Source organism: Microbacterium sp. ARD31, from assembly GCF_031844425.1.
Window position 1 is genome coordinate 63806 of record NZ_JAUZVE010000033.1, and the last position, 14766, is coordinate 78571.

A 14766-nucleotide genomic window follows, 5' to 3' on the forward strand; every position below is an offset into this window, starting at 1 on the left:
GTCAGTCATTTTGGGTGCAGCTCGAGACAATGCTCCCGAGTTATGAACGCGAGGGGATCGCGAGAGACCGACGCCCGCGATACTGCTCCTATCAGCGGAACGCCGGAATGCCGGTGATCGTCTGACCAAGGATGAGGGTGTGCATCTCGTCCGTGCCCTCGTACGTGCGGACGCTATCGAGGTTCAATGAATGCCGCAGCGGAGAGTACTCCGTTGTCACACCATTGCCTCCGAAGATCGTGCGCGCTTCCCGGCAGACCTCGATCGCGTTTCGGACGTTGCTGAGCTTCGCCAGCGACACCTGCGCAGGTGTCAGTGCGGCCTTGTCCTTGAGCCTGCCCAGATGCAGCGCGAGCAGGGTTCCCGTCTGCACTGCGATCATCATGTCGACGAGCTTGGCCTGCGTCAGCTGGAACGAGGCGATGGGCGCATCGAATTGAGTCCGGTTCTGCGCGTAGGTGACGGCGGCTTCATAGCTGTCGCGCGCCGCTCCGATGGCACCCCAGGCGATGCCGTACCGCGCGTCGTTCAAGCACGCCAGGGCTGCCCCCAGTCCCGTCGCCTTAGGGAGCATCGCATTGTCGGGCACGCGCACGCTCTCAAGCGTGATATCGCACTGAATCGAGGTGCGCATGGACAGCTTGCGCGGAATAGGAACTGCCGAGAAGCCCTCGGTCGCAGTCGGGACAACGAACCCCCGCACGCCATCAACAGTCCTTGCCCAGATGACGGCAATCTGCGCGATGCTGGCAAGGCCAATCCACCGTTTGCTTCCGGTGAGGATCCAGTCGTCTCCATCCCGCGTTGCCGTCGTCGTCATGCTGGCGGGGTCGGAGCCTGCCGTCGGCTCGGTGAGGCCGAAACAGCCCACCAGCTCGCCACGAGCCATCGCCGGGAGGCAGGTGGTCTTCTGTTCTTCACTGCCCCATTTGTGAATCGCGTTCATCGCAAGTGAGCCCTGCACGCTCACGAGGGTCCGGATACCGGAATCGCCGGCCTCGAGCTCCAGCGCTCCCAGGCCGTACTCGACGGCGGATCGGCCCGGACAGTCGTAACCGTGGAGCGTCGTCCCGAACATCTCGGCTTCACCGAGCGCCGGGATCAATTCAGTCGGGAACGTCGCATTGGCAAACCATTCGCCGACATGTGGCCGGATCTTGTGATCGACGAGGTCACGGATGCGGGAGCGGAACTCGAGCTCGGTGGGACTGAGCTGGTCGTCGATGGAGAGGATGTCGTTGATGTTGGTATGCACAGCGGGCCTGTCGGGTGGTGGATGGGTGTCGGGTTTTCAGCGCCATCGGCTAGCTGAGGAAGTCGAGCATGAGACCTGAGACCTCACCGGGCCGCTCAGCCATGAGCGCATGACCGGCGTCGACGACGACGAGGTCGGCCCCGGGGATTCCCGCTGCCAGCTCCGCGCTGTGAGGCAGCGGGATCGTCTGATCCTGCGATCCTCCGATCACCATCGTCTTCGCGGTGATCTTGGGGAGCTGCTCGCGGATGTCGAGGCGTCGATTAAGGTGCATCTCCGCGACCGTCCCGCTGCGCACGCGAGTGGCCGCGGCCATCGCGGCGATACGTTCCGGCTCCAGCGCGGCGAGGTATATGTGCCCGTAAGACGAGAGCACCCAGTACTTGGCGAGCAGCTCGGGACTCGCAGCGTTGAGGTCGAGCCAGAGCTGGTTGCGAAGCAGCCGCTGCGGGTCTGTGCGGGCCCATCCTCCGAGCGCGATGAGACGCCTGACTTGCCTCCCCATGCGTGCCGCGAGGCTGGCAGCGATAACAGCTCCCAGAGAGTAGCCGATGAGGTCGACCTGGTCTGAATCGACGGAAGACGTGATGGCCGACTCGATTGAGTGATGAAGCTGGTCGAGCCCCACGGTCTCCGCATCGTCCGGGCGTGTGTCGACCCCGAGAAGGCGGTGGTGCGCGGACAGAAGCGGAAGCACGGGTGCGTAATTGCTCTGTGTTGTACCTCCGGTCCCGTGAATGAGAATGACGGGAGTGCTCGTGCTGTCCCAATCGCCGTGGAAGGTCACAGAGGTTTGGATCGGTGTGCCTTCGATGGTGACTGGCAGTGGGGAAGTCGTCGGCATCGCAGTCCTATCTCAGGTAGTGCCTGGCGGGGTCGAGCAGCCGCAGTCGTTCGAGCTCGTCTTTGGTGGGTGCCGGAAGTGTGTGCACCGTCGGCGCGACCTCCAGTTCCCAGCCGGTCGCGTCCCTCACCTGGTCTACGCTGACTCCCGGTTGCAGGGCGGTCAGCCGCAGTTGCTCATGGGGCTCACTACGGGTGAGGACTCCCAGCTCGGAGATCACGTGGGTGACGCCACGCCCGTTCGGCATCGCCCCGTGGATTGCGGCGGCCGCGGCGTGGGGGCTGGGCGTGGTGCGGAAGTCGAGATCCTCGACGTACGTTGTCGGAGTGTGCCGCCGCATCACGACGAACACCTCCCGCGCTCCTGCCATCACCTCGATCGCGCCACCGGATCCGGGCAGCTTCACCTTCGGATGCGACCATGGCGAACCGATGAGGGTCGAGTTCAGGCTGCCGTACTTGTCGATCTGAGCAGCGCCGAGGAAACCGACATCGATTCTGCGGCCCTGCAGGACGTAGTTGAACAGGACGGTCATGGGCATCACGCCCGCGGCGCCGGGCACGAGGATGGAGTCCGAGATGCTCAGCGGCAGATCATTCGGTCGTGCGCCGGTCACGCCCGACTCATAGACCAGCTCGACATCGGGCGCAACCGTCTGCTGCGCCAGCGAGACCGCGAGAGTCGGCAGTCCGTGCCCGGCGAACACGATCGAGCGGCCGGCGAGCAGCCGTGCGCTCGTAGCCGACAGCAGTTCGCCATTCGAGTAGTGGTGGGTGCGGGCCATGTCCGCAGCGGCAAGGATCCGCGTCATCGTCGGCCTCCATAATTCACCGGCGACGGGAACGCCTCCGTCACGTTCAACCGCCCGTCCCGAGGGTGCCCGACAAGCTCCAGGTGCGCGTCGAAGTCGCTGGTGCCTCGGATGTTCGCGTCAAGCCAGACATGCATCTCATGGGGGTTTCGGGCGAGCTCAGACCAGCGGCGCGCGAAGGCGTCGTCGCGGTCGTAGTAGCCCTGGACGGCGTGCGGGAACGCACCCCACGGGCACTCGACGACGGCCGTCACTGCGTGTGCAGGGATGATCGTTCTGTTGGGGTCCGACCTGATCACATCGTCATCGACGATTTCTTCGACGGTGACGATGACGCGGTCGGCAGCGAAGGCGGCCTCCGTCTGGATGCCGAGGATGCCCCAGGCTTGCACGTTGCCGTGTTCATCGGCCCGCTGCGCATGGATGATCGACACATCCGGGCGCAGCGCGGGGACGACGTAGATATCGCCTGATCCATAGGGGTCCGTGACGGTGCGGATCTCGGGGTTCAGTGTGGGCAGATCGCTTCCGCGGTAGCTGTTGATGGCGGCGAAGGGCAGCCTGGAGGCGCCGGCGGTGTACCTGGCGACCATGCCGCCGTGGCTGTACTCCTCCAACCGCAGGGGGGCCGGATCATCGTGTTCGACTCGTCGGCGCAGCTCGTGCAGAGATCCTGCGGAACTGTTGCCGACGAACGAAGAGATGAGGGTCGACACGCAGCCGGCGGCGATGAGTTGGTCGACAGTGACATCGCACGACATGCGAGCCAGGGTGAGGTCAGACCTGCCCTGCCGGATGATCTCGTGCGCGGCTGCTACCGGCACGAGGTGTCCGAATCCTTCGATGGCGACCAGATCGCCGTCGGAGACCAAAGCTGCGACGGCCTCGCGCAGGCTCATGCGTTTACTCATGCTGCGTCCTGTCCCGCGGCGGGTATTAGTAGAGATATCGTCTCTGCCACGCATCCCGGCTTGGCGCCGCCGTCATCGATCTCGACGGTGTGGGTGAGTACAAGTCGCTTAGACACCGAGCTCGTTTCGACGGCCCTCACGGTGATCCGGTCACGGACGGCGAGCCCCACGCGGATGGGCCGAGGGAAGCGGACCCGGTTCACCCCGTAGTTGATCACGGAGGCGAGGCCAGCGATCTGCAGTACGGTCCGGGTCATCATCGGGAGCATCGCGAGGGAGAGATAGCCGTGGACGACGGTCCCCCCGAACGGCCCCGATGCGGCGCGGGCCCCATCGGTGTGGATCCATTGGTCGTCGCCGGTCACTCTTGCGAACTCGGTGACTCTGGCCTGATCGACCAGGCACCAGTCGGCGACGCCGAGCTCGCGACCGACGAGGTCGTCGATATCGCCGTACGAGGTCTCAAGCGGGGTCACACTGCCTCCAACAGCACTGCGGTGCCTTGGCCAACGCCGACGCACATGGTCGCCAGCGATCGCTTGACGCCTTCGCGTTCCATGCGCCCGAGCAGCGTCACGACGATGCGCGCGCCGCTGGAGCCCAGGGGATGACCCAGGGCGATGGCACCGCCGTCGCGGTTGACGATGTCTAGGTCCACACCGAGCTGGCGCGAGACCGCGAGGGCCTGTGTAGCGAAGGCCTCGTTCAGTTCGACGGCTCCGAGGTTGCCGATCGACCAACCGGCCCGATCGAGAGCCTTCTGCGTAGCGGGTACCGGGCCGATGCCCATCACGGCAGGAGCGACGCCCGCGCTGGCTCCGGCGACGACGCGAGCACGCGGCGCGAGACCCCATCTGGCCACCGCGTCCTCGCTCGCGACGACGACGGCAGATGCACCGTCGTTGAGTGAACTCGAGTTGCCGGCAGTCACAACTCCCCCTGGAGCCACCACCGACCGCAGCGCACCGAGCGCGTCCATGCTGGTGTCCGCCCGAGGTCCCTCATCTGTGTCGATCAATCCGCCAGCGATCTCGACCGGAATGATCTCCTGAGCGAAAGCGCCCGACGCGATCGCCGCCGTCGCATTCTCGTGGGAACGCAGTGCGAACCTGTCTGCGTCCTCCCTGGTGATGCCGTAGACGTGCGCGACCTCCTCGGCAGTCTCCGGCATGGAGTAGATGTTCTTCGGATCTGCGGCGAGCCGGGGGTTGGTAAAGCGCCACCCGATTGAGGTGTCGGCGATCTCGCCGGGACGAGCGAAGGCGCGGGTGGGTTTGGCCATCACCCAGGGCGCGCGAGACATAGACTCCACTCCCCCTGCGATCACGATGTCGGCCTCTCCGGTTTTGATCATCTGTGCGGCGAGGTGAACGGCGGTCAGGCCGGATGCGCAGAGCCGGTTGACGGTCACGCCGGGGGTGCTTGCGGGCAGCCCGGCGAGCAGCGCCGCCATCCTCGCGACGTTGCGGTTGTCTTCGCCAGCCTGGTTCGCGTTGCCCAGGATGACCTCGTCGATGGCATCCGCCGGGATGCCTGACCGGTCAACCACGGCGCGCAGCACGTGCGCGGCCAGGTCGTCCGGTCGAACTGCCGACAGCGCGCCTCCGTACTTGCCGACGGCGGTGCGGACGCCACCGACAAGGAATGCCTCGGCCATCAGCGACCACCACCATTGATGTAGAGGGTCTGCCCAGACACGTACGACGCGTCGTCGCTGGCGAGGAATGCGATCGCCGCGGCGACCTCTTCGGGCTGACCCACGCGGCGAAGCGGGGTGCGGTCTGCGACCTGCTGCTGGTAGTCCTCGACGCTGGAGCCGACACGTTCAGCTGTCGCGGCGGTCATGGCGGTGGCGATGAAGCCCGGCGCCACCGCGTTCACGTTGATGTCGAACGGGCCGAGCTCGATGGCGAGGGTAGCGGTAAGGCCCTGAATACCCGCCTTGGCAGCGGAGTAGTTCGCCTGGCCTCGGTTGCCGAGTGCGGAACGGCTGCTGAGGTTGACGATCTTGCCGTAACGGCGGGGCACCATGTGTCTCTGCGCTTCACGGGAGCACAGGAACACGCTGCTCAGGTTGATTTCGACAACGGAGCGCCAATCGTCGACGGTCATCTTGTGCAGCAGTCCGTCGCGGGTGATGCCAGCGTTGTTGACCAGCACATCGATGTGTCCGAACGTGTTCTGGATGTTCGAGAACGCAGCGGCGACCTCGGTCTCGTTGGTGACATCGCAGCCCAGCCCGACATGTTCCGGCTGCCCGTCATGACCGCGGAGCCCGAGTGCGGTCTCGTTGGCGCGTGCCGCGTTGAGATCGAGGATCGCGACGGTGGCGCCTTCCTTCGCGAGTCGCCGCGCGGTGGCCGCGCCGATTCCCTGGGCTCCGCCGGTGACGACGGCGACGCGGTCGGTGAATCTCTGCATGTGCGGTACCCCTTGGATTGGTGTTCGATCGGCGCTCACGCGAACGCCGAAACGCCCGTGATGTCACGCCCGACGATCAACGCCTGGATGGAGTCGGTGCCTTCATACGTGTGCACGACTTCCATGTCAGTGAGATGACGCGCGATGTGGTTCTCCAACAGCAGCCCGTTGCCGCCCAGGAGATCTCGCGCCTGAGAGCAGACCCAGCGCGCCTTCTGCGCCGCGTGCATCTTCGCGAGGGATGCTGCTCCTCGCGGTGCTCGCCCAGCGTCGATGAGTTCGGTCACCCTGAGGCACAACAGCTGGATGGCCGCGATCTCGGAGAGCATGTTCGCAAGCTGATGCTGTACCAGCTGGAAGCTGGCGATCGGCTTGCCGAACTGAATGCGAGTCTTCGCATACTCCACGGCGATGTCGTACGCCGCCATGGCGTGCCCAAGCGCTTCCCAAGCGGCGTTGACACGGGTTTGGGAAAGCACGCGTGTGACGTCCTTGAAGGACGACGAATTGACCAGCCGGTTCGAGACCGGAACGGCTACGTCCCGAATCTGAATAGCCGCCTGCAGGACAGCTCGCTTTCCAACCTTGCCCTCGATAACGGTTGCCTCGTAGCCTCGCGGATACTCACCGCGCTCGTTCTTCTCGACGATGAAGCCCTTCACCTGGTCATCCCCGGTGTCCCGCGCCCAGATGATCGTGACGTCGGCAAAGCTGCCGTTGCCGATCCACTTCTTCTGGCCATTGAGGATGTAGGAATCCCCCTCGCGGCGAGCTGTCGTCTTCAGAGCGACGGAATCGGAGCCGTGGTCGGGCTCTGTCAGCCCGAACGCGCCAATCAGGTCGAGACTGGCCATGCCCGGAAGCCAGCGTTGGCGTTGCTCATCATCCCCGAGCATGTTGATGGCGCCCATGACCAGGCCGGACTGCACGGCGAGGAACGTGTTGACCGAGCCGTCTCCGCGGGCGATCTCCATAGCCAAGAGCCCTGCCGCCAACCGGCTCATACCTGGGCAACCGAATCCCTGGATCGTCGTGCCGGCGACGCCAAGTTCCCGCAACTTGGGAATCAGCTCGAAGGGGAACTCCGCCTTCTCCCACTTCTCGTTGATGATCGGCAGCACCTCCGCCTGAACGAGGGTCCGCGCCTTGTCGATGACGGCGCGCGCGGGGGCCGGAACGTCGGAGATCACGAGGAGGTAGTCCGACGGGCGCAGGTCGCGTTCGATGGAGTGAGGGGTCATGTCAGTTGCCTTCAGAAGGTGCGCGAGTGGGACAGCATCACAGGGTCGGAAAGAACGATTCCGCTCACTCCCAGCATTCCGAGGCGAACTATTGCTGTCCAATACTGATTGGGGCCATCATTGATGCCACAGTGGCATCAATGTTGTCGCACGTCGGCGATTACTCGCACGTCCCAACTGCCCAGCTGGAGCGTTTCGCCGGTGTCGATCGATTCACCGCTCAGGACATCCTGCGAGGGCTTGGGCACGCGCAAGGTTGCCGGGTCCCAGCTCCAGTTGTGGAGGAACTGGACACGTCGCCCGCTAGCATTGACAGCCGAGGAGACTCGGGCCGTGGTCGACGACGCGCCCCACTCATCCTGAACCGCGTCGGGCACAAACCACTCGAGCAGACGCCGACTGAAGGATGGATTCGGGACCGCTCCGAGGGTGCTGATACGGCCAGCGCCGTGCGGCCGGGTCGTCAGACAAGCCCAGCTCCCGAACTGCGGATGATCATAGGACGCTAGGGTGACCGCGTCGCTGGGCATCAGACCGTCCGCCCAGTGAAGAGCGGCAGCATCTGCGGGCAGCTCGAACTCTCTTGAGGCCCGCAGGGAGACGGGTTCGTCGAGAGTCGTGAACTCCTGGTAGGTCGCGCCGGTCGAAAGTAGTGCCGGCTTCAGCTCGCGGCGCGCGTTCGCTTCCTCGTTCGCGTAGCCGGTGCGCACGCCCACGAGCAGGTGGCCTCCAGCCTCCGCATACTTGTCCAACCAGGCCAGCATCGCGTCCGACGCCACGTAGAGGCCAGCCGCGACGAGTCTTGGGAACGTTCGGGCGGCTTCCTCCGGATCGATCAGAATGCGACCTCCGGAGTCGATGACTTGTCTGTCGTGTATCAGACGTACCTGCGCCCCACGTTCGAATGCTCCGCGATAAAGGGCCTCGTTGATCTCCTGATACGCCCGCTCGTTCCGCTGAATGTGCGGATGACTGGTGTTGTCAGCTCGGTAGGGCTGGTACGCGAGACCCCACTTGGAGGGCAGGGAGTACAGGAATGCGACGTCGTAGTCGGGCGTCAGGGATGCGACTTCGGGACCGGCCTTCAGCAATTCCGCCCCCAGCTGCTGCACCTCACGATAGACACGCCCCGGCTTCTGGTCGTGTGGGAGCACACCACCCCAATACGTCTCGGTGCCGTAGTGCAGCGACTGCCAGTGCCAGTACTCGACCATGGTGGCGCCACGCGAGACGAGCGACCAGGCGGCCTGACGGAGCTGGCCGTCGTAGGGGGGATAATTGTCCGCTGGACCGCCGGCGGCAGAGGCATTCGTCTCGAACACGAGGAATGGCGCCTGCTGGGCCGCGTAACCGCGGTCGCCCTTCAGCGCCACGACCCAGGGGCCTTCGGCAGTGATCCAAGACTTGCGGGCTGCATGTTCGGCGCCGATCTGAAACCCGTCCTGCATGCGGTAGTACGCGTTGACCCCCGCGACGTCCAGCGCATCGGCGACTTCGGACTCATGAAGTGCCGGACGATCGAGGGCAACGTCGGTGGTCACGAACTGCTCGGGCAGGGCGTGATCGCGCACCACATCGGCCAGCCAGGCGATGAATTCTGTCGTGAGATGCGCCTGATATCGCCGCCACGCGAGATCGTACTGGGGCTGCGCATTGCCTTGCGGATGCCACAGATCGCTCCAGTCGGAGAGGTCGTGGCTCCAGAAGACCAGCCCCCAGCGCCGATTGAGTTCCTCGACGCTCTGGTAGGTGCGCGCGAGGTCATGCCGGAAGCCCTCGACTGCGCCGTCGTTATAGATCAGGTGAAGACCCGGTTCGTTGTGCACCTGATAGCCGATGACCGCGGGATGCCCGGCGTAACGGGTTAGGATGCGTCGGGTGACCCGCTCCGCATAGAACCGGAACGTGGGACTGGTGAGATCGATCTCTTCGCGTCGCCCCCAGCCCATGCGTGTGCCGTCCGCCAGTTTGACCGCCAGTTCAGGGTGCTTGCGTGTCATCCACATCGGCAGCGCGAAAGTCGGAGTGCCGATGATGACGCCGATGCCCCGAGCGTGTGCGCCGTCGAGGACGGGAGCCATCCAATCCAGATCGAATTCGCCGTCGCTGGGCTCCCAGCGTGCCCATGTGGCTTCCCCGACACGAATCACTGTGAAGCCGGCATCTGCCATCAGGTCGAGATCCTCGTCGAGACGGGCCTCGGGCTGGTACTCGTGGTAGTACGCGGCTCCGAAGAGGACGCGTCGGGGATCCTTCAGCACAGACTGCTCCTGACGGGGGTTGCTGGATGAGTGTCCGGTCGTAGGCGTGCTCACTGCTTCACGCTCCCTGCTGCCAACCCGGACTGCCAGTAGCGCTGCAGCATAAGGAAGACCGCGATGAGCGGAATGATGCAAAGGAACGAGCCTGTGATCACTAGCGAGATCATGGATCCTGAAGATCCCCCTCCCCCGCCCGTCGTCTGGGACGACCAGGCGGCCAGGCCGACGGTTATCGGGTACAGCTCGCTGGAGTTGATCATGATCAGCGGCAAGAAGTAGTTGTTCCAGGTACCCACGAGCGTGAAGAGGAACACTGTCACAAGTCCGGGCGCAAGCAGTCGAAGTGCGATGGTGAAGAAGATGCGAGTCTCGCCCGCTCCGTCGATGCGCGCCGCCTCGATGAGACTGTCAGGCACTGCGTCGTCGGCGTACACGCGCATCAGGTACAGGCCGAACGGACTGACCAGGGAGGGGATGATCACTGCGAGAGGGGTGTCCACGATGCCCACGCGGCTGAACAGAAGGTAGGTCGGAATTGCGAGGGCCGTCGTGGGCACCATGATCGCGCCGACGACCACGGCGAACATCACGCGGGAGAATCCGAACTTGAACTTGGAGAATCCGTAACCGCCCATTGCGCACAACAGCGTGGCGCCGACGGCACTCACCCCGGAGTACACGACGGTGTTGAGGAGCCAACGGACGTAGACACCGTTCTCGTACGTCAGGGTCGCCGCGATGTTCTCGAACAGGGCACTAGCCTGGCCGAACCACAACCCGAACGTGGTGAAGAGATCGCCGGTGGTCTTGGTCGAGGCGACTACAAGCCAGAAGACGGGGAGCAGGAAGTAGGCCAGCAGCCCGACCATGACGATGAACAGGAATACGCTGGACTTCTTGCGAGGACTCCGGTGGCGGCGATCGGTGCCCGTGAGTATCGCCCTCGTCGTCGTGTTCTGCGCAGAGGATGAGAGGGTGGTCACTTTTCAGCCTTTCGCCGACCCGCCGACTGAGCGACGTACGACACGATGAAAATTACGGCGCCCAACAGGAACGAGACAGCTGCCGCGTAGTTGACGTTCTGCCCGGTGAAGGCGAGCGAATACGCGTACAGATTGGGGGTGAACGCACTGTCGATTGAGCTGGGGGCGAGATTCTGGAGGAGGTTCGGCTCGTTGAACAGCTGGAACGATCCGATCACCGAGAAGATGAGGCAGACCATGATGGCCGGCCGGAGGGCTGGCAGCTTGATGCTCCACGCGACCCGGAAAGCGCCGGCACCGTCGACAGCCGCTGCTTCGTACAACTCCGTCGGGATCGCGCGGAGCGCGGCATACATGATGATCATGTTGTAACCGGCGAACTCCCACGTCACGATGTTCGCGATGGCTCCGAGGACGTTGCCTTGCGAGAGGAAGTTCGGCGCGGGTAGGCCCACGGCTGCGGCAAGTTGGGCGAGTGGGCCGAACTGGTCTCCATAGAGATATCCCCACATCAGCGCAGCGATGACGCTCGGCACTGCATAGGGAAGGAACACGCCCAGGCGGAACACCTTCGCCAGCCGGAGCATGCCGCTGTCGAGGATCAGCGCGATGATGAGCGCGATCGCGAGCATCAGCGGGACCTGGATCAGGAAGAACACTGCGACTCGACCGATGCCTTCCAGCAGGAGCGGGTCGGTCAGTGCCTTCGCATACTGCTCGAGACCGACGAAGCTCTCGCCTCCGATGAGGCGGGTTTCGAACAGGCTCAGGTACGCGGCATACCCAAGGGGCACCACGACCATCGAGAGAAAGAGCACGAAGAAGGGCAGAACAAAGCCGAGGCCGGCGCGCCGCGCACTGCGGGTGGCAGAGCCACTCCGCCGCGTGCGCGACGCGCCGTTCGACACCGTAGGTGCGGTCAAGATGAGATCCTAGTTCTCAGTGATGGTGGGAGCGGGTCAGGTCACTTGACGGTGAAGCCCTGCTCCTCTGCGTACGCGACCAGCCGGTCCTGCCATTCGTCAAGCGATGCTGCGATGTCACCACCACCGTCGATGGCAGTGCCGACGGTCTCCTTCCAGATCGTGATGTCCATGTCGCGGAACGGCGGGAAGTCGAAGTTCGGGTTCACCGTCTCGCTAATCTCCGCGAACAGCGCGTTGACCTTCTGACCCCCGTAGAAGTCAGAGCTCGCGTCCAGGAACTCGGGGTCCTCGAGCGTCGACACCGCTGCCGGGAACAGAGATCGCTCGGTGGCCAAAGCCATCGACACGTCGGGGTCGCTGTTCAGAAATTCGGCCAGAGCTGCGGCGGCGATCGCGTTCTTCGTCCCAGAGATCACAGCGGTGGTGGAGCCACCGCGGTTGGCCGAGACCGCTTCGGATCCCTCCCAGACCGGGAACTCAGCGGCGCGCCACAGACCCGCCGTGGCCGGCGCGCTGGATTCGAGAAAGAGCGGGCCCCATGCAGCTGTGGGCCAACTCGCGTAGCGGCCGGAGTTCAGGCCCTGGTACCACTCATCGGTGTATTCGGGGTCGGTCGAGATGACGCCCTCGTCTACGAGGCCCTGCCAGAAGTCGGCGATGCGCTTGGCTTCCTCGCTATTCACGTCGAAGGACAGGGTCTCCTGGTCAGCGACGGTGTACGAGGGGTTGCCAGCCTGCCAGTTCAGGGCAGTCCAGAATCCGTCGACGTTCGGCGGGAAGTTCGTCAGGTAGACCTCGGTGTTCGCGGCGTGCAGTTCGCGTGCAGCCTCCGCGAACTCCTCCCACGTGGTCGGCACGTCGATGCCGTACTGCTCCAGGATGTCCGAACGGTAGAGCAGCCCCATCGGACCGGTGTCCTGAGGAACCGCCCACAGCTGGCCATCGGCGCCGCCGACCTGCTCGATCGTCCAGTCTACGAACTTCGAATCGAAGTCTTCGGACACGTACGGCCGGATGTCCACCAGGCTGTCGGTGATCGCGAACGTCGAGATGTAGTCGTACCCGATCTGGGCCAGGTCCGGGGCGCCGCTGCCAGCCGTCAGCGCCGTACGCAGCTTCGTGTACTGAGGCGCACCCTGGCCGGCGTTCTCCACCTTCACCTTGATGGCCGGATACTTCTGGGTGAACTGCGCGACCTCCTCCTCGATGCCGGATACCCAGGTCCAGAAGACGAGGGTCGTGTCGGTCTGGAGAGCCTCGTCGATCTCTTCCTGGCTGAGGCGGTCGGGCTCGGTCGCGGCCGGGCCGGTGTTAGAGCTGCACGCTACGAGCGAGAGTGCGAGTGCGCCGGCGACAATCGCGCCGATTGTCTTCGAGATGCGATGCATCTGTAATCTCCTTCGATCATCAGAGGTAGTTCTGCAAGGGCCGGTGGGTTCGCCACGATCAATGGCTGCGGGCAGATGGGGGTCGGAACGCGAGTTCGGTTCGCTCACGCTTCGCTTCCTTTGCTGTTTGACCTACTCTCGCTTCCGCGGCGATGTTGGTCCAATACATAGTCGGCCACGCAGTAATGCCGAGGTAGCATCAATCCGTAGCTGCTGCGAGGGAGAAAGATGGAGCTTCACCAAATCCGGGCGTTCGTGGCTGTGGCCGAGGAACTGCACTTCGGTCGTGCAGCTGCCCGACTGCACCTGGCCCAGCCGGCCCTCAGCCGCACAATTCAGAATCTGGAGCGAAGTCTCGGTGCCCCCCTCTTTGAGAGGAACACCCGGTCGGTCCGCCTCACCACAGCGGGCGAAGCGCTGCGTCCGTCGGCTGTGGACGTACTGGAAGCCGTACGGTCTGCACAGGTCTCGGTGGCGGAAGCGGCCCGCGGGGAGGTCGGCAGAGTGAGGCTGGCTTTTCCTGGAGCGTCTTCCCACATCATGGTCGGGAAACTTGCTCGCTCCGTTCGAGAGACCCACCCGGGGATCGACTTCCAGATCTTCAGCTCGAACTACGCCAGCGCCGCTCTGGACAAGCTCGCCGAGCGAACGATCGACATCGGGCTGGGCCGCTGGTGGTTCGTTCCCCCCGAGCTGGAATCGCGGGTCATTGCCGACGAGCAGCTGATCATCGCCCTTCCCACACAGCATCCTCTCGCCAATGCATTCTCGGTCTCGATGAAGGACCTGCAAAAGGAGGATTTCGTCAGCCTGGCCCGGGGCGGCGTGCTCTTCGACCATCTCATCCGCCTGGCGGCCAGCGCGGGTTTCGTTCCGACGATCGCCCAAACGGCCCCCGACACGTGGACGCAGTTGTCGTTGATCTCCGCCGGAGCCGGCTGCGGCATCACGGTGTCCTCGGTGGCAGAGAACGGAGAATTCCCAGGCATCGTGTTCAGGCCGCTCTCCGAGGACTTCGAGCCCGTGCTCCTGCGGATGGCATGGCGTGCTGATGATGCCAGTCCTGCGCTGCGGGCCGTGCTCGAGATCGCACAGCGGGAGCTGCCCACGCCGGTCTTGACTCGCACCGGAGTGCGCTGATCTCTCAGCCCACCGAACGCGGCGCCCATCGGGATCTGAGCGAGAGGTGACGTGACCAGTTCCACAAGTCGTCGTCATGCGCTCTACGAATTTTATCGGCGACGTTGGGCGAAAGTCAGTGCTCTGGGACATCCACGATTCGCGCGACCCAAGGCATGAGCGCGGGCACGAGCGCCCGCAGGTCAGGATGATCATCGTCGTCCAGCGCATCACCATCGGCCGGACTCCGTACACCGGGCGACGTAGGGGGCGATAGGCCCCGTTCGTCCGAGAGTTTCTTCGCGACGGCTTTGCAGAAGCCGCGCGAGTGAACCGAGTGCGCGCCGCCGACCCACCCGAGCCTCGCGGCCGAAGCCGTCCATCTCAAGTTGCTTCTCGACACACCAGTCGTCGTTGAAGGGTTCATGCAACATGAGGGTGCTTTGGCTGAGAGAACTCGATTATCGGCCGGCGGCTAGGAAGACGGTGGGGAGTTCGGGAATGCGTAGGCACGCCGACCGATCCTCGTCGGCCCAGCCGGAGCCCTCCTCAGGAGTGGTTTCGGCGGCCCTGAGCCGAATGGATACGCTGGTTTAAGGCACCGAT

13 protein-coding genes are annotated in these 14766 nt (G+C 64.2%); 1 reads left to right on the forward strand and 12 read right to left on the reverse strand.

What is annotated here, in order from left to right:
- Nucleotides 1–91: 91 nt before the first annotated feature.
- The 12 genes from Q9S36_RS38310 to Q9S36_RS38365 form a co-directional block, all read right to left on the reverse strand.
- Entirely contained in the window at nt 92–1255 is a 1164-nt protein-coding gene (locus Q9S36_RS38310) for an acyl-CoA dehydrogenase family protein (RefSeq protein WP_311290010.1), read from the reverse strand.
- 49 nt (nt 1256–1304) lie between these two features.
- Nucleotides 1305–2099 carry an alpha/beta hydrolase gene (locus tag Q9S36_RS38315; protein ID WP_311290011.1) on the reverse strand — a complete coding sequence of 265 codons (795 nt, stop codon included), beginning with the start codon at nt 2097–2099 and terminating at the stop codon, nt 1305–1307.
- A 7-nt stretch (nt 2100–2106) separates the two neighbouring features.
- Nucleotides 2107–2910, reverse strand: coding sequence for a CoA-transferase (locus tag Q9S36_RS38320; RefSeq protein WP_311290012.1), 804 nt, complete (start codon nt 2908–2910; stop codon nt 2107–2109).
- Complete coding sequence (locus tag Q9S36_RS38325) at nt 2907–3809, reverse strand: CoA-transferase (RefSeq protein ID WP_311290013.1); 903 nt, start codon at nt 3807–3809, stop codon at nt 2907–2909. Before Q9S36_RS38325 ends, Q9S36_RS38320 begins: the two co-directional genes overlap by 4 nt.
- 8 nt (nt 3810–3817) lie before the next feature.
- Nucleotides 3818–4297, reverse strand: a complete 480-nt coding sequence (locus Q9S36_RS38330; RefSeq protein ID WP_311290014.1) for a MaoC family dehydratase — start codon at nt 4295–4297, stop codon at nt 3818–3820.
- A complete protein-coding gene (locus Q9S36_RS38335) occupies nt 4294–5478 on the reverse strand; it encodes an acetyl-CoA C-acyltransferase (protein ID WP_311290015.1) in 1185 nt (394 codons plus the stop codon). Before Q9S36_RS38335 ends, Q9S36_RS38330 begins: the two co-directional genes overlap by 4 nt.
- Nucleotides 5478–6242 carry a 3-oxoacyl-ACP reductase FabG gene (gene fabG, locus Q9S36_RS38340; protein ID WP_311290016.1) on the reverse strand — a complete coding sequence of 255 codons (765 nt, stop codon included), beginning with the start codon at nt 6240–6242 and terminating at the stop codon, nt 5478–5480. The genes Q9S36_RS38335 and fabG overlap by 1 nt, the downstream gene beginning before the upstream one ends.
- 35 nt (nt 6243–6277) lie before the next feature.
- The gene (locus tag Q9S36_RS38345) at nt 6278–7483 is read right to left on the reverse strand and encodes an acyl-CoA dehydrogenase family protein (protein WP_311290017.1); all 1206 of its coding nucleotides are present in this window, start codon (nt 7481–7483) and stop codon (nt 6278–6280) included.
- A gap of 137 nt (nt 7484–7620) precedes the next feature.
- The gene (locus Q9S36_RS38350; protein ID WP_311290018.1) at nt 7621–9744 is read right to left on the reverse strand and encodes a beta-galactosidase; all 2124 of its coding nucleotides are present in this window, start codon (nt 9742–9744) and stop codon (nt 7621–7623) included.
- 50 nt (nt 9745–9794) lie between these two features.
- Nucleotides 9795–10727: a carbohydrate ABC transporter permease gene (locus Q9S36_RS38355; RefSeq protein WP_396653927.1), complete on the reverse strand. Its 933-nt coding sequence runs from the start codon at nt 10725–10727 to the stop codon at nt 9795–9797.
- Complete coding sequence (locus Q9S36_RS38360; RefSeq protein WP_311290019.1) at nt 10724–11650, reverse strand: sugar ABC transporter permease; 927 nt, start codon at nt 11648–11650, stop codon at nt 10724–10726. The genes Q9S36_RS38355 and Q9S36_RS38360 overlap by 4 nt, the downstream gene beginning before the upstream one ends.
- 41 nt (nt 11651–11691) lie before the next feature.
- A complete protein-coding gene (locus Q9S36_RS38365) occupies nt 11692–13041 on the reverse strand; it encodes an extracellular solute-binding protein (RefSeq protein WP_311290020.1) in 1350 nt (449 codons plus the stop codon).
- A 228-nt stretch (nt 13042–13269) separates the two neighbouring features.
- Here Q9S36_RS38365 and Q9S36_RS38370 point away from each other — a divergent pair, with 228 nt between their 5' ends.
- A complete protein-coding gene (locus Q9S36_RS38370; protein WP_311290021.1) occupies nt 13270–14181 on the forward strand; it encodes a LysR substrate-binding domain-containing protein in 912 nt (303 codons plus the stop codon).
- Nucleotides 14182–14766: the final 585 nt, after the last annotated feature.